Raw genomic sequence first — 23,708 nt, forward strand, 5'->3', positions numbered from 1 at the left:
GCCCAAAGCCTACTCGCTGCAGTGCCCGGGGCCGATATAGCCCTCGTTGTACTGGCCCAGGAGGCTGGCGTAGGAACGGGCCTGGTTGCTGAGGGTCTTGGTGAAGTTAGATGAGGGTGTGTAGGTGTTGAAGAAGTTCTCCGCCCAGGCGATGGCTGCCAGCACCTCAGGTGGAGCGTAGGCCCCCTTCAGCACGTTCAGCTTGGCGGCGATGTACTGGTGGGCCAGCTGGTAGTACGGGTTGCCGCCCGAGGGTGAGGTCCAGAGGACCTGGTAGTAGGTCTTGCCGGAGGAGAAGAACAGGGTGTCCTCGCCGCTAGGCTGGATCTGGTCCCAGGTGTCGTCCCGGGGCTTGGCCGGCCCGTACCGGGTGTGGGTCTTCCAGTAGCCCTGGGTGAGGGTGCAGCCCATCTGGCAAGCCGGTACCCGAACCCTTACGGTCCAGCTGGAGGAGCCCGTGGTGCCGGTGGTGTTGGTGGTAAAGGTGGCGGTGTTGGTGAAGGTGTGGTACGTGTCCTGGCTCTCACACGGGTAGGGCCCCACGTTCAGGCTGTAGGTGAGGGTCTTGGGGGCTTCGTCCGCGCTCACAGTGCCCAGGGGGCCGTACTTGTCGTCGCTGACCGACACCTGGTTATCCACCAAGGTGGTGGGGCCATTGAAGGTAACGGGGGCTGTGGCGGTGGCGGTGCGCACCTGCTCCTGGCCTTGGCGCACGTAGGCGACGGTGGCGGTGTTGGTGCGGCTATCCTTGTTGGGCAGGCTGGCGCTGTAGGTGCAGCTCATGCTCGCTCCAGGGGCCAGGGTGCGGGGAAGCTCCCCGCAGGCTACGTTGGCGACGATGTCGGGCGAAACCACGTCGGAGACGCTTTGCACCACGAAGGTGATGGGGGTATTGTTCTGGATGACGATGGTGCCCTGTACGGCGAAGTCCCGGTCCTCATAGCGGACAACCCCTACCTGTACCTGGTAGTTCACTGGGAAGACCTGGCCGGGACTCAAGGTGAGCTCCGTTTGATCCCCGGTCTTGCGAATCTCCCAGAAGTACTGGCGGGTATAGGTGGTGGTGGCGGTTTTGCTCACGTTCAGACGATACTGGAAGCAGAAGGTCACATGGCTGATTGTCGGAATGTTTCCGCCTTGGTTGGGAGGAGCGTGCAGGCCACTATCGGAGGTAGCCGGGGGATCATAGACGTACACATTGGCCCCTGGACCTCCCTTGACGATCACCGCGGTCATGCCCAAGGTGGAGCTCCAATCCACGTACTTGCCATCGCCGGAGAAGGTGGGGGTGATGGTGTTGCCGTAAGCGTCCACGGTGTAGGTACCGCTAACCGGTGGGTCTACCTTATAGGCTCCGTCAAAGACCACCCCTGCCTGCGTGCATTCCGCCTCGGCGCTTCCCGCTTTCCAATCGGGATAGGTAACCACCTGCCGGTTCACCGCCGTGGCGGGGCTTAGGGGGGCCTTATTGGTCTGCCCGCCGCATGCGGAAAGGATCAGGAGCAGCACCGCCCCCAAAGGAACTCCCCACCTAAACCATAACCTAGTATGCCGCATAAAGACCTCCTTTCACCCTTAGCTTAGTAACCTTCCAAGAGGAGGCCAACGCTCCTTTGGCCTAATTCATGTGAAAAAAAAGTACTACTACCAGGGAGCCGGAAAGTCTAGGTGAGAAACCGGATGTGGGCCAGTTGGCTTCGCCGCTTGATCCCTGCCTTTTGGAACACGGCGGAGAGATGGGCCTTGACTGTGCGCTCGGAGATCCCCAGCTCCTTGGCGATCTCCTTATTGCTGAGGCCTAAGGCGGCTAGGGCCGCCACCTCCCTTTCCCGAGGGGAAAGTTGCGGGGTAGGCTCTCCCACCAAGGTGGCCACTACCCGCCTTTCCGCCCAGGCCTCGCCCTCGGCCACCTTCCGCAAGGCCTGGGCCAGGACCTCGAGGCCCTGTTCCGGGTAAAGGTAACCCTTATAGCCCAGTTTGAGGGCCTCCGCCGCCTGTTCCCGGCTCCTGAGTAGAACCAGGGAAGGGAGAGGCGGGGGCAGGGGAACCTCCCAGCCGGCTTCCACCAGGCCCACCTGGGCCGCCAAGGGGTGGTCCACCACCTGGAATTCCCGGGCCTGAAGGGCTTCGGCCAGAGCCTCCCGTTGGCTAGCTAGGGTAAGGTCAATCCAGACCCGGACCATACTTGGGTCTCATTTTACCCCTGGTGCCCTAAAGGACTCTAAAGCGGGATGTTGTCGTGCTTCTTAAAGGGCCGCTCTTCCTTCTTCTCCCAAAGCATCCTCAGGTGCTGGTAGAGAAGGCGCCGGGTGTGGGCGGGGTCTATGACATCATCTATGTAGCCCCTTCCCGCGGCCACCCAGGGGTTGTCAAAGGCCTGGCGGTACTCTTCAATCTTCCGCCGGCGGGTTTCCTCGGGGTTGGGGGAGGATTGAATCTCCTTGCGGTAGATGATGTTGGCGGCTCCCTCGGCCCCCATCACCGCCACCGCCGCCGTGGGCCAGGCCAGGACCACATCCGCCCCCATGTCCTTGGAGTTCATGGCCAGGTAGGCCCCGCCGTAGGCCTTGCGGGCGATGAGGGTGATCTTGGGTACCGTGGCCTCGGCGTAGGCGAAGAGCATCTTGGCCCCGTGGCGGATGATGCCCCCGTGCTCCTGGGCCACCCCAGGCAGGAAGCCGGTCACGTCCACCAGGGTCAGGATGGGGATGTTGAAGGCATCCATGGTGCGGATGAAGCGGGCCGCCTTGTCGGAGGCATTGATATCTAGGGCTCCCGCCATAAAGCGGGGGTTGTTGGCCACGATCCCCACGGGATACCCTCCCAGGCGGCCCAGGCCCACGATGATGTTCCGGGCAAAGCCGGGCTGGATCTCCAGAAACTCCTCGCCATCCAAGAGGGTTCTGATGACCTGGTGCATGTTGTAGGGCCTTTTCGCATCGGGGTGGACGATGTCTAGCAGCTCGGGGGTGGGGCGGAAGGGGTCGTCTTGGGGTTCTACCACGGGGGGTTTCTCCCGGCTGTTTTGCGGCAGGTAAGAAAGAAGCTTTTTGATAAGGTCCAGGACCTCCTGGTCGTTTTGCCCCTCGAGGTGGGCCACCCCGCTCTTTTCCATGTGCACATCCGCCCCCCCCAGCGCCTCAAAGCTCACCTCCTCCCGGGTCACGCTCTTGATGACCTCGGGGCCGGTGATGAACATGTAGCTGGTCCCCCGGCTCATGAGGATGAAATCGGTCATGGCCGGGCTATACACCGCCCCCCCCGCGCAAGGGCCCAGGATGGCCGAGATCTGGGGCACCACGCCGGAATAAACAGCGTTGCGGTAGAAGACCTCCCCGTAGCCGGAAAGGCTATCCACCCCCTCCTGGATGCGGGCCCCAGCGGAGTCGTTGAGTCCGATGATGGGCGCTCCCACCTTGGCCGCTAGGTCCATTAGGCTGGCAATCTTACGCCCGTGCATCTTGCCCAAGGAGCCCCCTAAGACGGTGAAGTCCTGGCTGAAGACGAAGACCAAGCGGCCGCCGATGGTGCCATACCCGGTTACCACCCCATCGGCAGGGGCCTCAATACCTTCCATGAGCCCGGTTTCCAGGTGCTCGGCGAAGGGCATGAGTTCCACGAAACTCCCCGGGTCCAGGAGGTAGTCTATGCGTTCTCGGGCCGTGAGCTTCCCCTGCTGGTGCTGCTTTTTAATGCGTTCCTCTCCGCCACCCAGAAGGATTTTTTTCCGCCTCTCCTCCAGCTCAGCTAAGAGCTCGTCCAGGATAAGTTTGGCGTTATCGGCCATACTGGCCGCATGATATACTAAGAAGCCGGGTTTGCTCCTGTAATAACGGGCCCGGCGGAGGAGGTGACGAGGAATGAGGCGTTGGTTGAGCCTGGTCTTCCTGTTGGTGGTCGTCCTATTGGTAGCCTGGGCTGGTTACCAGGGCTACGCCCGCCTCCGGGCCCTCGAGGGCCAGGTGACCGCCCTGGCCAACCGGGTCCAGGTCCAGGAACAAGCCCTGAAAGCCTTGGGGGAGCGGGTGGGTAAGCTGGAGGAGGAGGTTTTCAAGGCCCCGGCCCCGCCTCTTTCCCTGCCCGAGGTGCCGGGTGCGCCCAGCGCCCCCGCTTGGCCCTATGCCCTTGGGGTGGTGGTGGTAGCGGTGCTCCTTTTCTTCTTGTTGCAGCTCCTCAGGGGTAACCGGGGGAAGAAGGAGGGTGAGGCCCAGGAGACCCCACCTCCCCAGGAGAACCTCGAGGCCTCCCGCATGGAGGATGAGGGGGCACCTCCTCCCAAGAAGGAGTAGCTAGAGGCCAAGCGGGCAGGGAACTCCCTGCCCGCCTTTTCCTACAGAATCGGAGAATCGGGGGAAGCTCAGTCCTTAAGTTTCTTAACGGCGCCGATCAGGGCCGGAAGCACCTGGTGCACATCCCCCACAATCCCGTAGTCCGCGTGCTTGAAGATGGGGGCCTCGGGGTCCTTGTTCACCGCCACAATGTACTTGCTCTTATTCATTCCCGCCAGGTGCTGCACCGCTCCGGAAACCCCGAGGGCAATGTAGAGGGTAGGTTGGACGGTTTTCCCCGTCTGGCCCACCTGCTCCCCATAAGGCCGCCAGCCGGCATCCACCACCGCCCGGGTGGCCCCCACGGCTCCACCTAAAAGGGCGGCGAGTTCCTCCACCAGCTTAAAGGCCTCGGCGCTGCCCATGCCCCGGCCGCCCGTGACCACCACGTCCGCTTCGGTAAGGGATACCCCCTTCTTCTCCTCCTGGACCCTCTCCAATACCTCCACCGTGGCCACCGGGGGTACCTGGAGGGCCACCACCTCTCCCCCTTGGCCCAAGGGTTCGGCCAGGGGGGTGGTGTTGGGCTTGACGGTGAGGGCCACTGGGGGCGCGCTTTTGACCTTCTGGGTCACCCGGTTCAGGTAGGCGTAGCGGATGGCGTAGACCTCGCCTCCTTCCGCCCAGGACTCCAGGGTGTCCTCCAGAAGCCCGGCCTTCAAGGCGTAGGCCACCCGGCCCATGTAGGCGCGGCTTTGCCTGGATGAAGGGGCCACGATGGCCTTCACCCCCCCCTTGGCCGCTTCCAGAATCCCTGCCGCCCATTTCTCAGCGGTGTAGGGGCCGAGCTCCGCCACGTATAGGGTTTCCACGTACCCTCTGGCTTCTTCTAAAGGGGCTCCTGCTTCGGCAAGGAGCACCCCTGCCACCTTCTCCCCCAAGGCTTGGGCCAGGGTGCGGGCCCGGGTCAGGGCCTCGAGGCTCCCCTTGCGCAACTTGGTGCCGTCGTGGTCCAGGACAACCAGAATCATGCCTGCCTCCTTTAGATAACCTTGGCCTCCTCATGCAGAAGCCGTACCAGTTCTTCCGCTGCCGCCACGGGGTCCTTGCCGTCAAGAATCCTCTGCAGCCGGGCCTTTTCCTGGATGGTTTCCTCCAGGATCTCCACCCGGCTATTCCCCTGGAAGGCCACCTTTTTGACCTCCTTCTTCTTGGCCTTCATGATGCCGGGCAGGGTGGGGTAGCGGGGTTCGTTCAGTCCCTGCTGGGTGGTGAAAACGGCCGGCAGCTTGACCCGAACCCACTCGGCTCCTTCGTCCAGGTCGTGCTTGGCCCGGACGGTTTCCCCTTCCAGCTCAATGGCGGTGGTCCAGGGGATCACCGGCACCCCCAGGGCCTCGGCCAAAGCAGCACCCAGGGCTTGGCTGTCCCAGTCCGCCTGTTGCCCCCCGGTCAGGACCAGGGTAGGGGATTCCTCCCGGATCACCGGGGCTAGGGCCTCGGCCACGGTGACGGGATCCGCATAGCCCTCATGGACCACGTGAATCCCCCGGTCCATGCCCATGGCCAAGGCGGTGCGGATGGCCTCCTCGGTGCGCTCGGGGCCAAACCCTACCACGATGGCCTCGCCCCCGTGCTTCTCCTTTAGGCGGAGGGCTTCCTCCACCCCGTACTCGTCCATCTGGTCCAGGATGAGGGTGGCGGAGGAGAGATCCACCCGGTTTCCCTGGATCCTGAGCCGGCTTTCCCCGTCCGGTACCTGTCTGATGACCGCTATGAACTTCATCCTCGCCTCCTATTCCGCCAGGATGTGCCTGGCGATGATGAGCCTTTGGATCTCGTTGGTGCCCTCGTAGATCTGGTTGAGCTTCACGTCCCTCAGGAGTTTTTCCACGGGGAACTCCCGCACGTAGCCGTAACCCCCGTGGATCTGGATGGCCTGGTTGGCGGCCTCAAAAGCGATCTCCGAGGCGTAGGCCTTGGCGATGGCGCTGGCGTGAGCATGGGGAAGACCCCGGTCCACCAGCCAGGCGGCGTAGTAGGTGTACATGCGAGCGGTTTCAATACCGATCAGCATATCCGCCAGCTTGAACTGGATGGCCTGGAAGCCCGCGATGGGCTGGCCGAAGGCTTCCCGCTCTTTTGCGTACTTTTTGGCTTCGTCCAGCGCTCGCCTGGCCACGCCCACGCTGCCCGCGGCCACGGGGATGCGGGTCTTGTTGAGGGTGTTCATGGCGATTTTGAACCCTTCGCCTTCCTCTCCTAGGCGATTCTGAACGGGCACTTTGACATCTTCAAACACCAACTCATAGGTTCCCGAGGCCCTTTGCCCCATCTTCCCGTGGATCTTCACGGCGCTAAACCCCGGGGTGCCCCTCTCCACCACCAGGGCCACCACCCCCTTGTGGCGAAGCTCCGGATTAAGGGTAGCGAAGACCACCACCCATTCGGCCTCCCCACCGTTGCTGATCCACATCTTGGTGCCGTTTAACACGTAGTGATCCCCTTGGCGCACCGCCCGGGTCTTCAAGGCGGCGGCATCCGAGCCGTTGCCGGGTTCGCTGAGGGCAAAGGCGGCCAAGGCAGGTTTCTCAGTTAACGGCTTTAGGAAACGGCGCTTTTGCTCCTCGGTTCCCGCGAGGAGCACCGGGGTGATACCCAGGTCGCTGGCCATGGGAATGGTGTAGATGCCCATGCAGGCGTAGGCCAGCTCCTCCCCCACGATGACCTCGTCCAGCATCTTGAGGCCCATCCCTCCGTATTCCTCGGGGATGATGGCGTTCAGGAGGCCCACCTGGTGGAGTTTCTCTATGACCGGCCAGGGCACCTCCTCCTTCTCGTCGTACTCCTGGGCCACGGGCAGGATCACCTCTTTGGCGAAGCGCCGGGCCAGGGCCTGGAGCTGCCGCTGTTCCTCGGTAAGGCTGAAGTCTATGGCCATGGTCTACCCCCTCTGGGCCAGGGGCCTACCCTTTGACCAAGTCTAAGATTTTGGCCAACCCCTGGCAACCCCGCCCCCATGCTACCATTGGAGGCGGATGAGAACCTCGGGGCAGTGGGAGATCCTTGGGCGATTCCAGAGGGCCTTGTTAAAAGATCTGGAGCCGGTTCAGATACTACGCAACCTCCTCGAGGTGGCCACCGACGAAGGGGTAGAGCGGGCGGCCCTTTTCCTCTACCACCGGGAAACCCGGGAGCTTATGGGGGAGGTGGCCTCGGGCCGGGGACGGCATTACACGGTTTCCTCCATCGCCCTTCCCCTACATGCCAAGGGGCCTGTACAGGAGGCTTTTTTCGCCGAAGGGCCGGTGAAGCGGGGCGAAGAGTGGCTTTTGCCCGTGGTAGGGGAGGAAACCTCCTACTGCTGGTCGGATCCCGAGGCTCGGTGTACGGAACGGCCCAGGGCGAGCCGGGAAACCCGGGTCCTGGTGTGCCCCAGTTGTGCCCGGTTTACCCCTAAGGGGGTACTCAGTCTGGAAGGGGTTCCCCAAGGCTTAAGACCCCTCCTTCCCCTCCTGGCCCAGCTCACCGCCTTGGCCCTCAAAAACGGCGAGCTCTTGGCGGAGCGAAACCGGGCCTTGGCCCAACTTTCCCGCCATGCGGAGGCCCTTTCCCACGTGAGCGCCTTGGCTAGGGAGGTGGGCCGGGTTCTCGAGCCCGATGCGGTCTTAGAAACCCTGGCCCGCTCCCTTTCCCAGCGCTTTGGCTTTTTCCGGGTTACGGTGGCCTTGGTTAAAGAAGGGGCGCCCAAGTCCCCTGGTGCCCATCTGGAAGGATTCCTTACCCTGAAGGGAGAGGCCCTCTACTGGACGGAAGGCAGGAGCCGGATTCGTCTTCCCCTAGGGGCTTCATCCGATCCCCTGGCCCGGGCTGTGCGGGAGCGGAGGACCCTCTTGGTGGACCGGGACCAGCTCCCTTCCCACGTGGCCCAGGAGGTGGGAGCCCGGGTGGCCTTCGTACCCATCCTGGCAGAGGAGGAACCCTTGGGGGCTCTGGCGGTGGACCACGGCCCAGGAGGGCCTGGGGTGAGCGAGGATGAGGTACGGTATGTGGAGCTCATAGCGGAAATAGCGGGAGTAGCCCTTAAAAATGCCCAGCTCTATCGGGAAAGGACCCAGCTCTCCTTAGCCCTGGCTGCCGAAAGGAGGCGCCTTTTTGAGGTGTTGGAAGAGTTGCCGGATGGGGTGGTGGTCCTCTCCGGCGACCGGGGCTACGCCAACAGCCGGGCCCGAGGGGCTTTGGGGGTGGGCCAGGAGGTGGCCCTCGAGGACCTTCCCGCAAGCCTGGAGCCGGCCTTGGAAGGGGGACGGGTGGAGGTGGGCCTCGGGGGGGCCACGTTCAGCGTGCGGGGGAAAAGGTTGGAGGGGATGCGCATCTTGGTCCTCCACGACATCACCGAGCGCACCCGCATGGAAAGGGCCCTGAGGGACCAGGTGGCCTTCACCCAAGCGCTGGTGGACGTGGCCCAGGGGGCTTTGCGGGAGCGGGACCTGGGTGCCTTGGGCAGGACAGTGGTGGAGCGGCTTAAGGGGCTTTTTGCCGCGGAGGAGGGGCTTTTGCTCCTGGAGGTGGAGGGGTTCCGGCGGATCCTCTACGCCACCTGCCCTTTGGAAGACCCTCCTCGGCCTAACCTTTTGCAGAGGGCCCTGGATGGGGTTAAGGGTGAAGGGGCCTCCCAGCCCCTGGCTGCGGAGGCCTTGGAAGAAGAGGACTGCGCCTTGGCCCGGGACCTGGGGTTAAAAAGCGCCGTGGTGGTTCCCTTTGGTGCGGGAGGCGTCAGGGGAGGGTTGCTCTTGGGCTACCGGAGGGAGCGGCGGTTTTCCGAGAGGCTCCTCTCCCGCTTGGCCCAGGTGGGTACCCTCTTGGCCCTGGCGCTGGAAAGGGCCCGCTTTCTAGAGCTTTTGGAGCTGGAAGAGGAACGCTTGAAGGCGCTTTTGGGGCACTCTCAAGACGTTATATACGTGTTGGACCAGGATGGGATCATACGCTTTGTGAGCGCCAGCGTACGCCATGTTTTGGGGTATGACCCGGAAGGGTACAAGAGGGCTCCCGTCTATGGCCTGGACTTTGTCCACCCGGAGGACCGCCCCTTGGCGGAGGCCCTGTTCTGCGAGCTTTTGGCCTCTCCTTCAGAGGTGCGCACGGGGGAGTTCCGGGTTCTCCATGCCGACGGTACGCCCATTCCCATGGAGGCCTGGGGACGGAACCTCCTGGAGGATCCCCGGGTACGGGGCATTGTGGTGGACCTACACGACCTCAGGCCTAGGTTGGAAGCGGATCGCCTTAAGGGGGAGTTCATCGCCGCGGTGAGCCACGAGCTCAGGACCCCCTTGGCGGTGATCATGGGCTTGGCGGAGCTCTTAAGGGAGGAGGAGCTTTCCCCGGCGGCCAGGGAGTCCGTGGACTTAATCCTGGAAAGTTCCTTTCGCCTTAAGACCATGGTGGATAACCTTCTGGACACCAGTCGCCTCGAGGCGGGCCGCTTTGAGGTTTCCAAAAGGCCGGTCAATCTCAAGCCCTTGTTGCTGGATTTGGCGCGGAGTTTTCAGGGGGTGGCCCGGCTTTCTGGGGTGGCCTTTACGGTGGAACTTCAGGACCTGCCCCTTTTGGAGGCGGATCCCGACCGGATGGTCCAGGTGGTGGGGAACCTTCTCTCCAACGCCTTCAAGTTCACCCCCCCAGGAGGCCGGGTGCGTTTGGCGGCCAAGGAGATGGGGGGAGACCTGGTGGTGGAGGTGGAAGACACCGGCCCGGGTATTCCCAAGGAGGAGATTCCCAAGCTTTTCCAACGCTATGTCCGGGCCAAAAACGCCCAGACCCGGGGGGTGGCGGGGACCGGGCTTGGCCTTTTCATCTCCAAGCACATCGTGGAGGCCCACGGAGGGCGGATAGAGGTGGAGAGCGAGGAGGGCAAGGGAAGCCTCTTTAGGGTTATCCTACCCCTATATGGCCCGCATCCTGCTGGTTGAGGACGAGCCCTTGGTGGCCCACCTGGTGCGCCGCATCTTGGAGCGGGCGGGGTACCAGGTGGATTGGGCCTCCTCGGGCCAGGCGGCTTTGGAGAGAATAGGTCCGTCCTATGACCTTTTGGTCTGCGACTTGGTGATGCCGGGGGTTTCGGGCCTGGAGGTGATCCAAAAGGTACGGGAGCGGGGGCTTGCCACGCCTATTCTGGCCCTTTCCGCAAGTGTTTCTGAGACCAGCCGGCAAAGGGCCTTAGAAGCGGGGGCCCAAGCCTTCATGGGAAAACCCTTTGAAGCCCAGGCCCTTCTGGCGCAGGTGGAGGGGCTTTTGCGAGGTGGGGGATAGGGCGAGGGCTAGGCGGTAGCTTGCCGTATACTTATACAGCGAAAGGAGGGAGGCATGAAACGGAGGCAGTTCCTCAAGAAGGTGGGGGTGGGCCTGGCGGCTAGCCTCTCCTATAGGGCTTTTGCCCAGGCGGCGCCTCAGGTGCGCTGGCGGCTGGTTTCCAGCTACCCAAGGAGCCTGGACACCCTCTATGGGGGTGCCGAGGACCTGGCCAAGCGGGTGGCGGAGCTCACCGAGGGCCGCTTCCAGATCCGCGTCTACCAGGCCGGTGAGATTGTCCCTGGGGGACAGGTATTGGATGCCGTGCAGCAAGGGACGGTGGAGGCGGGGCACACCTACGGCCCTTTCTATGTGGGCAAAAACCCCACCCTGGCCTTTGACGGCGGCGTGCCCTTTGGCATGACCTACCGGCAGCACAACGCCTGGATGCGCTATGGCGGTGGCCTGGAGCTTCTCCGCGCCGTTTATGCCGATTTCGGGGTGGTCCAGTTTCCCGGGGGGAACACCGGGGTTCAGATGGGGGGCTGGTTCCGCAAGGAGATCCGGACCTTGGCGGACCTCAAGGGCCTGCGCATGCGCATCCCGGGGCTTGGCGGTCTGGTGATAGGCCGGCTCGGGGTGGTACCCCAGACCTTGGCCGCTGGGGATATCTACCCGGCCCTGGAGCGGGGTACCATAGACGCCACCGAGTTTTCTGGCCCCTACGACGACGAGAAGCTGGGCTTTTACAAGGTGGCCCGCTACTACTACTACCCCTCCTTCTGGGAGCCCAGCGCCCAGCTTTCCTTCCTGGTTTCGCAAAAGGAGTGGCAGAAGCTTCCCAAGGAGTTCCAGGAGGCCTTCCAGGTGGCGGCAGCGGAGGTCAACCTCACCATGATGGCCAAGTACGATGCCCAAAACCCTCCGGCCCTATCCCGCCTCCTTAAGGCGGGGGTGCGTTTGCGCCGCTGGCCCTTGGAGATTATGAAGAAGGCCCTCCAAGAAACCCAAGCCCTCTACGAGGAGCAGGCGGCCAAGGACGCCACCTACCGCAAGGTGTACGCCGCCTACTGGGCCTTCAGGAATGAGCAGTACCGGTGGTTTGCCGTGGCGGAGCTGGGTTACGAGAGCTTCGCCTTCCCCACGGTGTAGGACCGCTCTAACCTGAGGGGCTGGGCTCTCCTGCGGCGGAGGAAGGAAGAGAAGCTAGTCCAGTTTCTCCAGCCGCACCGCGCTCACCTTGTACTCGGGGATACGGCTTATGGGGTCCAGGGCGTTCAGGGTGAGGCGGTTGGCGGGGGCCTCGGCGAAGTGGAAGGGCGCATAGACCACCCCCTCGGGGGTGCGGTCCGTGACCCAGGCCTTAGCTCGGATCCGGCCCCGGCGGCTTACCACCTGGACGACCTCCCCATCCTGGATGCCGAGCCTCTGGGCGTCCTTAGGGTTCACCTCCACTTTGAGTTCAGGATACGCCTCCTGGAGGCGGCTATTCCGGCTTAAGGTACCCCCGTGCCAGTGGTAGAGGACCCGGCCCGTGGAGAGGGTGAGGGGGTATTCCTCGGAGGGCGTTTCCGCGGGCGGGGTAAAGTGCACGGGAATGAAACGGGCCCTACCGGAAGGCGTATTAAAGCCTTCGCGGAAGAGCACCGCCTCCCCGGGGTGGTCTTCCTTTGGGCAAGGCCAGCGGACGCCCTCCTCTTCCAGGCGCCGGTAGGTTATTCCCCCCATCATCTCGGGAACGGCCCGGCGAACCTCCTCCCAAATGCCCTCGGGGCGGGAATAAAGGGTCCAGGGCCGGCCCAAGCCCTGGGCTAGGCGTTTCCCCAGCTCCTGGATGATCCACCAGTCGGGCCTGGCTTCCCCAGGGGGATTCAGGATTTTCCGCACCCGTTGCACCCGGCGATCGGTGTTGGTAAACGTGCCCTCCTTTTCCAGGAAGCTTGCCGCGGGCAGAACCACGTGGGCAAAGGGCGTGGTCTCGTTCTCCAGAATGTCCTGGACGATGAGGAAGGGGAGAGCCTCGAGCTTGGCCTTGAGGTGGTCCTGGTAGGGCTCGCTGGTCACGGGGTCCTCCCCGATCAGGTAGATGGCCTCCACCTCGGGGATGCCCTCGAAGATCTCGGTCATGCGCAGGCCGGGCTTGGGGTTCAACGTAACCCCCCACAGGTTTTCAAAGCGCTTCCTGGCCTCTTGGTCCGCAACCTTGCGGTATCCCGGGAGGACGTCGGGCAGGCCCCCCATATCCCCAGCCCCTTGCACGTTGTTCTGCCCCCTTAAGGGATTGAGGCCTGCCCCCTCCTCGCCCACCTTTCCCGTGAGGAGGGCCAGGTTCACCAGGGCCTGGACGGTGGCCGTGCCCTTGGTGTGCTGGGTGAGGCCCATGGCCCAATAGACCCCGGCCCTTTCCGTGGTGGCGTAGAGCCTGGCGGCGAGGGCGATGTTCTCCCTTTTCACCCCCGTGATGCGCTCGGCCTCCTCGAGGGTATAGCCCTCCACGGAGGCCCGCCACTCGGCAAACCCCTCCGTGCGCTCCTCCACGTAGCCTTGGTCCCAGAGCCCTTCCTCCAGGATGTACCGGGCCATGGCGTTGAAAAGGAAGAGGTCCGTGCCCGGATGGGGCCTTAGCCAGAGGGTGGCGGCCTCGGCCATGCCCGTGTACCGGGGGTCCACCACGATGAGCTTGGCCCCTTGCCGGACCCTTTTTTTGATCATGGCCCCGATCACCGGGTGGGTTTCCGTGGTGTTGGACCCCACCACCAAGAAAAGATCGGTTTTCCAGATATCCTCTATGGGATTGGTCATGCTGGCCCCCCCCAAGGAGCGGGAGAGGGCCGCGGTGGAGGAGGAGTGGCAAAGCCTCGAGCAGTGGTCCACGTTGTTGGTCTCCAGAAGAGCCCGGGCCAGCTTCTGAGCCAAGTAAACCTCCTCATTGGTGGTCTTGGCGGAAGGGAAGACGGCCAGGCCCTCCGGGCCCCGCTTCCTAAACACTTCCAGGAGGCGCTGGGCGGCAAAGTCCAGGGCCTCGTCCCAGCTCACCCGACGGAAGGGTTCCTTGCGGCTTTCCCGCACCATGGGGTAGAGGAGGCGCTTTCCGGAGAAGGGAAAGTCCAGGCCGAAGCGGCCTTTCACGCACAGGGCCCCGTGGTTGGGAGGGATGTCGGGGGCTAGGACTTGGACGATGCGGCCTCCTTGCACCATCGGTTCCACCTGGCAGCCCACGCCGCAGTAGGGGCATGTGGTGCGCATCTCACACCTCCAAGCTCAAGGGGCGCAGGGCCCCTGTGGGGCAGACCTGGACGCAGTTGCCGCAGAAGACGCAGGGGGTTTCGGGAAGGGGCCGGTCCAAGGGGGTGGTGGGGTGGGCCAGGAGGCCCCTACCCTCCAGGGTGAGGGCGTAGACCCCCATGATCCCATCCCCGCAGGCGTCCACACAGCGGCGGCAGTTCACGCACTTGGCATAGTCCCTGAGGAAAAAGGGGTTATCCCGGATGGGCGCCCTCCCCTTGCGGGTTAGGGGCATCTCGCCCCAGCGCCCGGGGTCCGCCCCGTAGGCCAACAGGAGTTCTTCAAGCCCGGGGGCCAGGCTCAAGTCCGTGGAGAGGGCGAGCCACTCCAAGAGGGTTTTGCGGAAGGAACGGAGGGTTTCCGTGTCCGTTCGGACCACCATGCCCTCGGTCGCTTGGGTGGCGCAGGCGGGCACCAGGCGGCCTTCCACCTCCACCAGGCAAAGCCGGCAAAGCCCATGGGTTTCCGTGTGGGGGTGGTGGCAAAGGGTGGGGACGTCCACCAACTCCAAAAGGAGAGCCCCCTCCTTGGCCTCTACCTCCTGCCCGTTCACATTAAGCCGCATCCTCCACCTCCAGAAGGCTTTGGTAGGCCCAATAGGCGGACTGGCCAAGCCCGCAGAGGCTTCCCTTAAGGGCCTGGGCCAGGTCGTGGACGAGGGCCCTACTCCTCTCCCGCCTTTTGACCATCTCCACCTGGATGGCGGTGCCCAAGGGGCAGGGGAAGCACTTGCCGCAGGACTCCTCTTGGAAGAAATGGGCGAGGCCTAAGAGGACCTCCCATAGGTCCACTTCCTTACCGAAGGCCACGATGGCTCCAGCTCCTATGGGAAGCCTTTCTCGGTAGCGCAAGGGAACGGCGAAATCCCGGGTGAAGACCCCCGCAGCTCCGCCCAGGAGGACGGCCTTTAGCTCCTTGGGGCTCCCTCCCGCACGCTCTAGGGCTTCCCCCAAGGGGGTGCCCAGGGGGAGCTCATAAAGCCCAGGCCTCGCCACATCCCCGCTTATGGAGAAGAGCTTGGGCTCCTTTAGGCGCCAGGCAGCAGGGCCCTCCTTGAGGATCAGGGGGAGGTTGGCCAGGGTTTCCACGTTCTGCACCAAGGTGGGCCTTCCCCAAAGGCCCTTCTCCACCGGGAAGGGGGGTTTTAACCGGGGTTCGGCCCTTTTGCCCTCCATGGACTCCAAGAGGGCGGTTTCCTCGCCGCAGATGTAAAGACCTCCGCTATGGAAGACCTCGGTGGGCTTGGTGAGAAGGCCCGCTTCCTTAAGTTCCCCTATGGCTTGCTCCAGCCCTTGGATGGCCGCCGCAAACTCGTCCCGCACGTAGAGGAAAACCTTCTCTGCCCCCACGGCGTGGGCTGCTAGGAGGGCTCCTTCCAGGACCAAGAAGGGATGGTGCTCAAGGAGGAAGCGGTCTTTGAAGTTGCCGGGCTCGGACTCGTCGGCGTTCACCACCAGGTATTTGGGGGAAGGGGCCTGGGCCACGGCCCGCATCTTCACGTGGGTGGGGAAGGCGGCCCCGCCCCGGCCCAATAGCCCCGCCTCCTCCACCGCCTGGATGAGGTCATGGGGGGAAAACGCGTCCCCAAGCAAGCCCCGCAAGGCTTGTAACCCCCCGACCCTCTCGTAGGCCCGCAGGTTCAGGATGGGTTCAGGGGGAAGGAGCCTTTCCCCTTGGCCTAGGGCGAAGGGGAGGCGAAAATCCCGGAAGGGCACGAGCCGGCCCCCCTCTTCCACGTACCGCTCCTTGCCCTCTATGCGCACGAACAGGGGGGAGAGGGCCTCGAGGCCCATAGGGGGATAGGTGCCATCGGCCTCCCGCAGGAGGCGGGCAAACCCCCGGGCCCGGGCCACGGGGTCGTCCACCAGGAGCCTCCCCTGGGGGAGGCCCCGGTACCGGGGATAGTGGCGGACCACCCCCCAGGCTTGGGCCAGGGGCACGCCCGCCAGCCGGGCCGCCTCGGCCACGCCCTCTTCGGTGAGGGGAAGCCGGGCGTCCAGGAGGGGGAGGAGGCTTTGCCTGTCCATGGCTTTAGCTTATCCCTTGGGGGCGGGGGAGGCTGCTTTACAGGATCCTAAGCCCAGGGAACCGGGCGGTAAGGGCCTCCTGAAAGGGGGCGAAGCGGGCTTCGGGCACCAGGGCCACCACCGCCCCACCAAACCCTGCCCCCGTGAGCTTGGCCCCGTGGGCGCCAGCTTCCAGGGCGGCCTCCACCAGGGCGTCCAGCTCCGGAAGGCTCACCTGGTAATTTTCCGCCAGTGAGCGATGGCTTTGCACCATGAGTTCGCCAAAGGCCCTGGCATCCCCTTTCCGCAACGCCTCCACCCCCTTTAACACCCTCAGGTTTTCCCCCACGATGTGCCGCGCCCTTTTGTCCAGGGGTGGGGGCAGGCTTTCCACCAGGCAGAGGTCGCCCACGTCCCTAAGGCTCCGTACCCCAAGCCGCCTTGCCGCCTCCTCTGCCTCCTCCCGCCTTTGGTTGTAGCCCGCCTCCCTCAGGTGCCGGCCTAGGCCCAGGTCTAAGACCGCCACCCTCACTCCCGCGGGCAAGGGAAGGTTTTCATAAGCAAGGGTTCGGGTGTCCAGGAAGAGGGCCTTGCCGGGCTCGCCCAGGCTGGCCGCCATCTGGTCCATGATGCCGGAGCGCACCCCCACGTACGCCGCTTCCGCCTTCTGTCCCAAAAGGGCGAGATCCCGGTCGGAAAGGGGCAGGCGGTAAAGGGTGCGGAGGGCCCTTAGCGCGGCCACCTCGAGGGCCGCGGAACTGGAAAGGCCAGCCCCTATGGGCACCTGGCTGCGGATGTAGAACCGGGCCCCGGGCACCTTGTGCCCCGCCTCCCTCAAGGCCCAGACCACCCCGAGGAGGTAGTCCAGGAAGTCCCCCTGGGCCGGGCTTCCCAAGGGGCGGGCCCGCAGCTCCTTTAGGGTTTCGCTGTAGGCTTCCACCCGGCCCTCGGCCTTGGCCGCCTCCACCTGGGTGAAGTAGGGAAGGGGGGCGGGGAGGACATAGCCTTCCTGGTAGTCGGTGTGCTCGCCCAAAAGGTTCACCCGGCCGGGGGCCTGGGCGCTGGCCTCGGGCAGGGTGCCAAAGATTTCCTTAAACCCCATGCCTCCATTATGGGCATAGGGCCTTCAGGTTGTGATCCAGAAGGGCCAGATACGTGGGCACCTTCCGGTCCAGGGTGTCGGTGTAGAGCACGGCGATGCGGGCCCCCAGGGCCTCAGCCAAGGCCTTAAGGGCCGTGCCCTGGAACTGGGGTTCGGCCAGGACCAACTTAACCCCCTCTTGGCGCGCCCGGTCCAGGAGCCTGAGGAAACTTTGGCTTCCCACCTCCTGGGCGCCGGAGGTGGTGAGGCTTCCCACCACCCTAAGGCCATACCTGCGGGCAAAGTAGGCGAAGGCCTCGTGTTGGGTGACCACCTTCAGGCCCTGGAGGCGGCAGGCCTTAAAGGCCTGATCCCGCCTTTCCACCTCCTGGCGGAAACGGGCCAGGTTGGCCTGGTAAAACCCTTTTCCCTTGGGGTCTAGCCGGGCCAGCTCCTGGGCCATACGCTCCGCATACCGCAGCGCATAGGTGGGGTCCAGCCACAGGTGGGGGTTGCAGGGGCCATGGGCGTGCCCGTTCTCCTCGTGTTCCTCGGGTTCCTCTTCCGTGCAGATGAGGCCCGGTTGCCCCTCCGCCAGCTTCACCAGCCGGGCTCCTTTTGGGAGGAGGTTCTGGAGCTTGGGGAGAAAGGCCTCGAGGCCAAGCCCATTGGCGAAGAGAAGCTGGCTTTTGGCCAAGGCCTTGGCGGTGCTGGGGGTGGGCTCAAAGGTGTGGGGGTCCATACCCGGGGGAACCACGCTCACCACGCTCACCCGGTTTCCCCCCACCTGCCGCACCAGGTCCGCCAGGATGGGGGTGGTAGCCGCAATGGAGAGCTGGGCTAGGGCCGGGTTCAGGGGAAGGCCCAGGAGGAGGAGAAGGGTTAGCGCTCGCATGTAAGTAATGATAATGCAATATCGCTATTTTCACAAGCCTCCTTAGGCTGGGGCGGGGCTTATGGAAAGTGGGTTATACTCGGGAAACCATGGACTTCAGGAGCCTGCACAAGAAGCACGTCCTTACCCCTTGGGTGGCCCAGGCCCCCTTGAACCCGCCGGTGGTGGTCCGGGGGGAGGGGGTTTGGCTTTACGACGAGGAGGGGCGGCGTTACCTGGACTTTTCCAGCGGCCTTGTGGCCCTGAACCTGGGCCATGGCCACCCTAGGCTGGTGCGGGCCATCGCTGAGCAGGCGGCCACCTTGGCCTACGCGGCCCCAAGCCTCTTCCACGACAAAAGGGCCCTTCTCGCCAAGGCCCTTTCCGACCTTTCCCCCTGGCCGGAAGGGGCCCGGGTGTTCTTTGCCCCTTCGGGCACCGAGGCCAACGAGGATGCCTTGAAGTTCGTGCGCCACCTCACAGGCCGGTTCAAGGTGTTGGCCGCTTACCGCTCCTTCCACGGGGCCACCCATGCCTCGGCCAGCCTAACCGGGGAGAACCGCCGCTGGCCCGCGGAGCCAGGTACGGTTCCGGGGGTGGTGCATTTCTTCGCTCCTTATCCCTACCGAAGCCCCTTTTACACGGAGGACCCCAAGGAGGAAACCCGGCGGGCTTTGGAGCACCTGGAGAGGGTTCTCCTCCACGAGGACCCCAAGCGGGTGGCGGCCATCTTCCTGGAGCCCGTGGTAGGTTCCAACGGGGTCATCGTCTACCCTGAAGGCTACCTGGAAGGGGTTAGGGCCCTTTGCGACCGCCATGGCATCCTCCTGGTCTTCGACGAGGTGATGACGGGGTTTGGCCGCGTGGGGGCAGCCTTTGCCGCCACGAGGTTTGGGGTGGTGCCGGACCTCATCACCTTCGCCAAGGGGGTGACCTCGGCCTACGTGCCTTTGGGAGGCGTGCTTTTGCGGGAGGGCTTGGCCCGCCACTTTGACGAGAACCCCGTGCCCACGGGGCACACCTACTCGGGCCACCCTCTGACGGTGGCGGTGGGGCTCGCCACCGTGGAGGCCTACCGGGAGGAGGGCATCTTCCAACGGGTGCGGGCCCTGGAGCCCTTTTTCCGGGAGGCCCTGGAGGCCTTGAAGGAGCGCCATCCCGTGGTGGGGGACGTGCGGGGCCTGGGGGCCTTCTACGCTTTGGAGCTGGTTAGGGACAGGGAAAGCAGGGAACCCCTTTCCCCTTGGCATGGCCCTCTTAGCCCCGCCATGCAGGCGCTTTTAAAGGCCCTTTTGGCCGAGGGGGTTTACGTGCTGGCCAAGCACAACATTCTCGTGGTGGCCCCGCCTTTGACCATCCAGGAGGAGGAGTTCCTGGAGGGTGTGGATCGGCTTTCCCGGGCTCTGAGGCGGGTGGAGGTGGAGGTCTTGTAGCCTAGAGGGGTGCGGCGCCTGGAGGAGCTTTTCCCCTTTCTGGCCTCCCTGGAGGGGAGGCCTTACCCTTTTTACAAGGATCTAAAGGGCATTTGGCGAGGGGACGGTTTTGACCTCCGCTTCGTCCACGTGCAGGGCGATCCCTTTGCCTCCCCGAGCGTGGTGGAGGTGCGCTATCCGGCCATGGCCGCGGCGAGGCTTCGGGTCTTCGCCCACCCCGTGGGGCAGGTGGCGGTGGAGGACTTCCTGCTGCGGGCGCTCAAGACCCGTTTCCGGAACCTGCCCCATGTTGGGGGTAGCGGCCACTCGGGTAGGGTTTTTGTGGAGGTGGAAAGCCCCAAGGTCCTAAGGCGGGCCGGGGCCCATCTTTCGCCTCAGGGCCTTTACCTCCGCTTCCGGGTGGGTCTTCCGGCCTCAGGCCGGAGGATTCTGGGCAAGGAGGCGGCCAGGCTTTTCCGGGCCTTGGCAGACCGTCTTCGGGGGTTTCTGGAGGAGCTGGAGGTGGAGAAGCTCCTGGCCCATGTCCACCAGGCTGAGGATTTTGCCCACATCCAGGAGCGCCTGCCCCAAAGGGGGCTGGTGGCCTTTGTGGGGGAGGGGGCCATCCTGCCCCGGGAGAGCGGGGTAAGCCAAAGGCCCTTAAAGGGAGCGGTGCCCTTCCAAAGTCCGCCTTCCTTGCGGGTTTCCTTCCGGGTACCCCACAAGGGGGAGGTCTTGGGGATGGGCCTTCCCGAGGGCCTTACCCTTATCACCGGTGGAGGCTTCCACGGGAAGACCACCCTCCTCGAGGCCCTGGTCCACGGGGTCCATCCCCACATCCCTGGGGACGGGCGGGAGTGGGTGGTGACCCATGCCCGGGCGCAACGGGTCCAGTCCGAGGATGGCCGGAGCGTGGTGGGGGTGGACCTGAGGCCCTTTGTGCACGACCTGCCCCTGGGCCAGGACACCTCCTTCTTCACCACCGAGGATGCCTCGGGTTCCACCAGTCTGGCCGCCGCCATCCTGGAGGCCTTGGAACTGGGGGCCAAGGTGCTCCTTCTGGACGAGGACACCTCCGCCACCAACCTCCTGGTGCGGGATGCCCGCATGCAGGCCCTGGTGCGGCGGGAAACCCTGACCCCGCTTTTGGATCGCATAGGGGATTTCAAGGCCCTGGGGGTGAGCCTGGTCCTGGTGGTGGGCGGGGTGGGGGATTACCTGGACCTGGCGGACACCGTTTTGCTCCTGGAGGAGTACCGCCCAAGGGAGGTTACGGCTTTGGCCAAGGCCGTGGCCCAAGCCCATCCCACGGGCCGGGCCTTTGGTGAGCCCCACCACCCCTTGCGGGTGGTGCCCAGGACCCCCTTTCCAGAAAGCTTTGATCCCCGAAGGGGGAGGAGGGCCAGGGTGAAGGGCCGGGGCCTCAGGGAGCTGGCCTATGGGGAGGAGGTGGTGGACCTCTCCGCTCTGGACCTCTTTGAAAACGCCCAGGTGCGGGCCTTGGGAGCCTGGTTGCAGCGATTATGGCGCCTGGCGGATGGCCGCACCCCCTTGGCCAGGCTCGTGGAGAGGGCCTTAGTGGAGGCGGAGGACCTCTTTGGCCTCGAGGAGACCCCTGAGCTGGCCGAGGTGCGCCCCTTGGAACTGGGGGCGGCGGTAAACCGGCTTAGGAGTCTGGAGGTAAGGCGAGTGGAGGAATAAGCTAGGGAGTTGGAGGGTGGCCAGGTGACCGGCCTTGCGCTAGAAGAACTTCTCCGCCTTCCCGTCCTTTCCCGGGCCCGCGTGCTGGGCGGGGACCTGGCGAGGCGGGTTTCCTGGGTCCATGTGGTGGACCTTCCTGACCCTGCTCCTTGGTTGCGCCCGGGACAGTTGGTTTTGACCACGGGCTACGCCTGGCCCAGGGAGCCGGGGTCCTTGGAGGCCTTCGCCCGTACCCTGGCGGAGCGGGAGCCTGCCGGGGTGGCCCTGGCGGTTCCCCAGTTCTTTGAACGCTTCCCCCAGGTGGCCATCGAGGTCCTGGTGGAAAAGGGCGTGGCCGCCCTTGAGCTTCCCTGGGAAATACCCTTTGCCCAGGTCACCGAGGAGGTGTTGCGTAAGGTCCTTGCCCGGCAGCTGGAGGTTCAGGAACGGGTGCATACCCTGCATCGGGCCCTCATGCAGGCAGTGCTGGGGCGCGAGGACTTGGAAACACTTTTGGAGCGGCTTTCCCAACTTTTGGGACGTCCGGTGCGCTTCTCCGACACCCCGGTGGGCTCTGCGGTGCCCGTTCCCCTGGGCCGGGAGCGGGGTGGATACCTGGTCCTGGAGGGGGCGGCGGACGAGGTGGAGCGCCAGGCCTTAGAAAACGCTGCCTTAGTGGCGGGGCTTATCATGGCCCATCAGCGGGCTTTGGCGGAGCAGGAGGCGAGGCTAGGCTACGCCTTTCTGGATGCCCTCCTGGAGGGCCAGCAGGAGGCTCTGACCCTGGAGCGAGCACGGGCCTTTGGCCTGGACTTGGACGAACGGTACCGGCTTGGGGTGTTGCTTCTCCCTCTTTCCCTTCCTTTGAGCGAGAGGGATTTCCAAGAAAGGGAAAGGATACTGCGAAGGATGCGGGACCTTTTGCGGCGCCAGGGGGCCTGCACCCTCTTATCCCTGAGCCTCAACCAGGTTCGCTTCTTGTTACCAGAGCGCTTGGATCCTCAGGGATTGCTTAGGGAGCTTTCCGGGATCGGGCCCCTCTACTTGTCGCGCCCCCGAAGGCCAGGCGAGCTTAAGGGAGCCCTCGAGGAGGTGGAGCGCCTCTTTGCCTTTCGGGAGCCCGGGGTGTACCTGTACGAAACCCACCTGGTTCCTAGGTTTCTCCTGGGTGACGAGGAGGCCCGGCAGGAACTCCAGGCTTGGCTTGCCTCGCTTCGGCCTGGGGAGTTGGCGGCCCTTCTCTCCTGGGTGCGGGCAGGCTTTTCCCATAAGCGGGCGGCCAGGGCCTTGGGTATCCACCTCAATACCCTTCGCTACCGCCTGCGGCGGGTGGAGGAAAAGCTTTCCGTTTCCCTGCAGAACCCGGAAGACCGGTTCCGCTTAGAGCTTGCGGCCCGAATAGTGTTGCTGCAAAACAAAAACAGATAGCATGGTTTGTTCGCCGAGGCCGTAGTTTCGTCTGCACCCAAGGCCTAGCCTTTTAGCTCAAAGGAGGCAAGGTGGCCTTGGTGGATTCGCGGAACCAAACGCTTTGGCAGTTGCGCGAGCGGTATGTCCCCCGGGGGGTGGCCCAGGCCCATCCCGTCTTCGTGGCTCGGGCCGAAGGGGCTCGCATCTGGGATGTGGACGGCCAGGAATACCTGGACTTTGCTGGGGGCATTGGGGTGATGAACGTGGGACATGGACACCCCCGGGTACTCCAGGCAGTCCGCGCCCAGCTGGAGCGTTTCACCCACGTGTGCTTCCAGGTGACCCCCTATGAGGCCTATGTGCGCTTGGCGGAACGCCTGGTCAAGCTGGCCCCGGGGGATTTCGGTAAAAAGACCCTCTTCCTGACCACGGGGGCTGAGGCGGTGGAAAATGCGGTGAAGATCGCCCGGGCTTATACGGATCGTCCGGCGGTGGTGGCCCTTACCCATTCCTTCCATGGGCGAACCTTGCTGGGGATGTCCCTCACCGGGAAGGCCTCGTACTACAAGCAAAACTTCGGCCCTTTTGCTCCCGAGGTCTACCATGCCCCAGCCCCCTACCCCTACCGCGGTGTATCCGATGAGATGGCCCTGGAAGGCCTGAGGGAACTATTCCGCACGACGGTGGACCCCGAGCGGGTGGCAGCCGTGATCCTGGAGCCTGTGCTGGGGGAGGGGGGATTTATTCCCCTTTCGGAGAAGTACTTGCAGGGTATTCGGGAAATCACCGCCTCCCACGGGATACTCCTCATTGCCGATGAGATCCAGTCCGGTTTCGGCCGCACCGGGAGGATGTGGGCTGTGGAGCATAGCGCCGTGGTTCCCGACCTCCTCACCTTTGCCAAGAGCGTGGCGGCGGGTCTTCCCCTATCCGGGGTGGTGGGCCGGGCCGAGGTCATGGATGCTCCCAAGCCCGGCGGCCTAGGGGGAACGTATGCGGGTAACCCCTTGGCCTGCGCTGCGGGGTTGGCGGTCTTGGACATTTTTGAAGAGGAAGACCTTCTCGAAAGGGGCCGGGCTTTGGGGAAGGTTCTCTGGGAGGGTCTTAAGCTTCTTCAGGGGCGGTTTCCACAGGTGGGTGAGGTCCGGGGGCTGGGTCCCATGGTGGCCTTGGAGTTGGTAGAGGACCCGGTTACAAAAAAGCCTGCCCCAGAACTGGGGCAAAGGGTGTTGGAGGAGGCTCGCCGGAGGGGGCTGATTCTCCTTAAGGCGGGGATGTACGGGAGCGTGATCCGCATCCTGGTCCCTTTGGTGGCCACGGAAGCGGAGGTCAGAGAAGGCCTTTCCCGGCTGGAGATGGCCTTGGAGGTAGCCTTGGGAGAGACGTAGTGGGGGGGCGCAGTCC

General features: G+C 64.2%; 19 protein-coding genes. 8 read left to right on the forward strand and 11 right to left on the reverse strand.

The window, feature by feature from the left end; translation table 11 throughout:
* Window positions 1–9 precede the first annotated feature (9 nt).
* From L0D18_RS01590 to L0D18_RS01600, 3 genes are all read right to left on the reverse strand, one after another.
* Window positions 10–1,509: a hypothetical protein gene (locus L0D18_RS01590; RefSeq protein ID WP_243026925.1), complete on the reverse strand. Its 1,500-nt coding sequence runs from the start codon at window positions 1,507–1,509 to the stop codon at window positions 10–12.
* A gap of 155 nt (window positions 1,510–1,664) precedes the next feature.
* Window positions 1,665–2,183, reverse strand: coding sequence for a helix-turn-helix transcriptional regulator (locus tag L0D18_RS01595; RefSeq protein WP_243026927.1), 519 nt, complete (start codon window positions 2,181–2,183; stop codon window positions 1,665–1,667).
* 38 nt (window positions 2,184–2,221) lie between these two features.
* Window positions 2,222–3,787, reverse strand: coding sequence for an acyl-CoA carboxylase subunit beta (locus L0D18_RS01600; RefSeq protein ID WP_243026928.1), 1,566 nt, complete (start codon window positions 3,785–3,787; stop codon window positions 2,222–2,224).
* 73 nt (window positions 3,788–3,860) lie between these two features.
* On the opposite strand from L0D18_RS01600, the gene L0D18_RS01605 reads away from it, so the two are divergent.
* On the forward strand, window positions 3,861–4,289 hold the full coding sequence (locus L0D18_RS01605; protein WP_243026930.1) for a hypothetical protein: 429 nt from the start codon (window positions 3,861–3,863) through the stop codon (window positions 4,287–4,289).
* 68 nt (window positions 4,290–4,357) lie between these two features.
* Here L0D18_RS01605 and L0D18_RS01610 read toward each other — a convergent pair whose 3' ends face one another.
* From L0D18_RS01610 to L0D18_RS01620, 3 genes are read right to left on the reverse strand one after another with little or no spacing between them, the layout of a single operon-like run.
* A complete protein-coding gene (locus L0D18_RS01610; protein WP_243026931.1) occupies window positions 4,358–5,299 on the reverse strand; it encodes an electron transfer flavoprotein subunit alpha/FixB family protein in 942 nt (313 codons plus the stop codon).
* Between the two features lie 11 nt (window positions 5,300–5,310).
* The gene (locus L0D18_RS01615) at window positions 5,311–6,054 is read right to left on the reverse strand and encodes an electron transfer flavoprotein subunit beta/FixA family protein (protein ID WP_243026932.1); all 744 of its coding nucleotides are present in this window, start codon (window positions 6,052–6,054) and stop codon (window positions 5,311–5,313) included.
* Between the two features lie 9 nt (window positions 6,055–6,063).
* The gene (locus L0D18_RS01620) at window positions 6,064–7,209 is read right to left on the reverse strand and encodes an acyl-CoA dehydrogenase family protein (RefSeq protein ID WP_243026933.1); all 1,146 of its coding nucleotides are present in this window, start codon (window positions 7,207–7,209) and stop codon (window positions 6,064–6,066) included.
* A 97-nt stretch (window positions 7,210–7,306) separates the two neighbouring features.
* On the opposite strand from L0D18_RS01620, the gene L0D18_RS01625 reads away from it, so the two are divergent.
* From L0D18_RS01625 to L0D18_RS01635, 3 genes are read left to right on the forward strand one after another with little or no spacing between them, the layout of a single operon-like run.
* Window positions 7,307–10,237: an ATP-binding protein gene (locus L0D18_RS01625; RefSeq protein WP_243026934.1), complete on the forward strand. Its 2,931-nt coding sequence runs from the start codon at window positions 7,307–7,309 to the stop codon at window positions 10,235–10,237.
* Window positions 10,215–10,577, forward strand: a complete 363-nt coding sequence (locus tag L0D18_RS01630; protein WP_243026935.1) for a response regulator transcription factor — start codon at window positions 10,215–10,217, stop codon at window positions 10,575–10,577. The genes L0D18_RS01625 and L0D18_RS01630 overlap by 23 nt, the downstream gene beginning before the upstream one ends.
* 54 nt (window positions 10,578–10,631) lie before the next feature.
* On the forward strand, window positions 10,632–11,708 hold the full coding sequence (locus L0D18_RS01635) for a TRAP transporter substrate-binding protein (RefSeq protein WP_243026936.1): 1,077 nt from the start codon (window positions 10,632–10,634) through the stop codon (window positions 11,706–11,708).
* 54 nt (window positions 11,709–11,762) lie between these two features.
* Here the strand turns inward: L0D18_RS01635 and fdhF are convergent, their stop codons facing one another.
* From fdhF to L0D18_RS01660, 5 genes are read right to left on the reverse strand one after another with little or no spacing between them, the layout of a single operon-like run.
* Entirely contained in the window at window positions 11,763–13,802 is a 2,040-nt protein-coding gene (fdhF, locus tag L0D18_RS01640; RefSeq protein WP_243026937.1) for a formate dehydrogenase subunit alpha, read from the reverse strand.
* 1 nt (window position 13,803) lies between these two features.
* Window positions 13,804–14,406, reverse strand: a complete 603-nt coding sequence (locus L0D18_RS01645; protein WP_243026938.1) for a 2Fe-2S iron-sulfur cluster-binding protein — start codon at window positions 14,404–14,406, stop codon at window positions 13,804–13,806.
* Window positions 14,396–15,868, reverse strand: a complete 1,473-nt coding sequence (locus L0D18_RS11855) for an NADH-ubiquinone oxidoreductase-F iron-sulfur binding region domain-containing protein (RefSeq protein WP_279232077.1) — start codon at window positions 15,866–15,868, stop codon at window positions 14,396–14,398. The genes L0D18_RS01645 and L0D18_RS11855 overlap by 11 nt, the downstream gene beginning before the upstream one ends.
* 37 nt (window positions 15,869–15,905) lie before the next feature.
* Window positions 15,906–16,949 (reverse strand): galactokinase, encoded by a 1,044-nt coding sequence (gene galK, locus L0D18_RS01655; protein ID WP_243026940.1) that lies wholly within the window; start codon window positions 16,947–16,949, stop codon window positions 15,906–15,908.
* Between the two features lie 7 nt (window positions 16,950–16,956).
* Window positions 16,957–17,823 (reverse strand): metal ABC transporter substrate-binding protein, encoded by an 867-nt coding sequence (locus L0D18_RS01660; protein WP_243026942.1) that lies wholly within the window; start codon window positions 17,821–17,823, stop codon window positions 16,957–16,959.
* Between the two features lie 89 nt (window positions 17,824–17,912).
* On the opposite strand from L0D18_RS01660, the gene L0D18_RS01665 reads away from it, so the two are divergent.
* From L0D18_RS01665 to gabT, 4 genes are all read left to right on the forward strand, one after another.
* Window positions 17,913–19,235, forward strand: a complete 1,323-nt coding sequence (locus L0D18_RS01665) for an aminotransferase class III-fold pyridoxal phosphate-dependent enzyme (RefSeq protein ID WP_243026944.1) — start codon at window positions 17,913–17,915, stop codon at window positions 19,233–19,235.
* A 9-nt stretch (window positions 19,236–19,244) separates the two neighbouring features.
* The gene (locus tag L0D18_RS01670; RefSeq protein ID WP_243026945.1) at window positions 19,245–20,915 is read left to right on the forward strand and encodes an ABC-ATPase domain-containing protein; all 1,671 of its coding nucleotides are present in this window, start codon (window positions 19,245–19,247) and stop codon (window positions 20,913–20,915) included.
* A gap of 24 nt (window positions 20,916–20,939) precedes the next feature.
* On the forward strand, window positions 20,940–22,322 hold the full coding sequence (locus tag L0D18_RS01675; RefSeq protein ID WP_243026947.1) for a PucR family transcriptional regulator: 1,383 nt from the start codon (window positions 20,940–20,942) through the stop codon (window positions 22,320–22,322).
* Between the two features lie 71 nt (window positions 22,323–22,393).
* Complete coding sequence (gabT, locus tag L0D18_RS01680) at window positions 22,394–23,692, forward strand: 4-aminobutyrate--2-oxoglutarate transaminase (protein ID WP_243026949.1); 1,299 nt, start codon at window positions 22,394–22,396, stop codon at window positions 23,690–23,692.
* The last annotated feature ends 16 nt before the right edge of the window (window positions 23,693–23,708 follow it).

This window comes from Thermus albus, assembly GCF_022760855.1.
In the GTDB taxonomy this organism is placed as follows: Bacteria; Deinococcota; Deinococci; order Deinococcales; family Thermaceae; genus Thermus; species Thermus albus.

What these genes read in the sequence shown, in the direction of transcription:
- fdhF (WP_243026937.1), bottom strand. Translation starts at nt 13,802, where the DNA reads ATGCGCACCACATGCCCCTACTGCGGCGTGGGCTGCCAGGTGGAACCG.
- L0D18_RS01645 (WP_243026938.1), bottom strand. Translation starts at nt 14,406, where the DNA reads ATGCGGCTTAATGTGAACGGGCAGGAGGTAGAGGCCAAGGAGGGGGCT.
- L0D18_RS01625 (WP_243026934.1), top strand. Translation starts at nt 7,307, where the DNA reads ATGAGAACCTCGGGGCAGTGGGAGATCCTTGGGCGATTCCAGAGGGCC.
- L0D18_RS01665 (WP_243026944.1), top strand. Translation starts at nt 17,913, where the DNA reads ATGGACTTCAGGAGCCTGCACAAGAAGCACGTCCTTACCCCTTGGGTG.
- L0D18_RS01595 (WP_243026927.1), bottom strand. Translation starts at nt 2,183, where the DNA reads ATGGTCCGGGTCTGGATTGACCTTACCCTAGCTAGCCAACGGGAGGCT.
- L0D18_RS01610 (WP_243026931.1), bottom strand. Translation starts at nt 5,299, where the DNA reads ATGATTCTGGTTGTCCTGGACCACGACGGCACCAAGTTGCGCAAGGGG.
- L0D18_RS11855 (WP_279232077.1), bottom strand. Translation starts at nt 15,868, where the DNA reads ATGGACAGGCAAAGCCTCCTCCCCCTCCTGGACGCCCGGCTTCCCCTC.
- L0D18_RS01620 (WP_243026933.1), bottom strand. Translation starts at nt 7,209, where the DNA reads ATGGCCATAGACTTCAGCCTTACCGAGGAACAGCGGCAGCTCCAGGCC.
- L0D18_RS01605 (WP_243026930.1), top strand. Translation starts at nt 3,861, where the DNA reads ATGAGGCGTTGGTTGAGCCTGGTCTTCCTGTTGGTGGTCGTCCTATTG.
- L0D18_RS01630 (WP_243026935.1), top strand. Translation starts at nt 10,215, where the DNA reads ATGGCCCGCATCCTGCTGGTTGAGGACGAGCCCTTGGTGGCCCACCTG.
- L0D18_RS01600 (WP_243026928.1), bottom strand. Translation starts at nt 3,787, where the DNA reads ATGGCCGATAACGCCAAACTTATCCTGGACGAGCTCTTAGCTGAGCTG.
- galK (WP_243026940.1), bottom strand. Translation starts at nt 16,949, where the DNA reads ATGGGGTTTAAGGAAATCTTTGGCACCCTGCCCGAGGCCAGCGCCCAG.
- L0D18_RS01635 (WP_243026936.1), top strand. Translation starts at nt 10,632, where the DNA reads ATGAAACGGAGGCAGTTCCTCAAGAAGGTGGGGGTGGGCCTGGCGGCT.
- L0D18_RS01660 (WP_243026942.1), bottom strand. Translation starts at nt 17,823, where the DNA reads ATGCGAGCGCTAACCCTTCTCCTCCTCCTGGGCCTTCCCCTGAACCCG.
- L0D18_RS01615 (WP_243026932.1), bottom strand. Translation starts at nt 6,054, where the DNA reads ATGAAGTTCATAGCGGTCATCAGACAGGTACCGGACGGGGAAAGCCGG.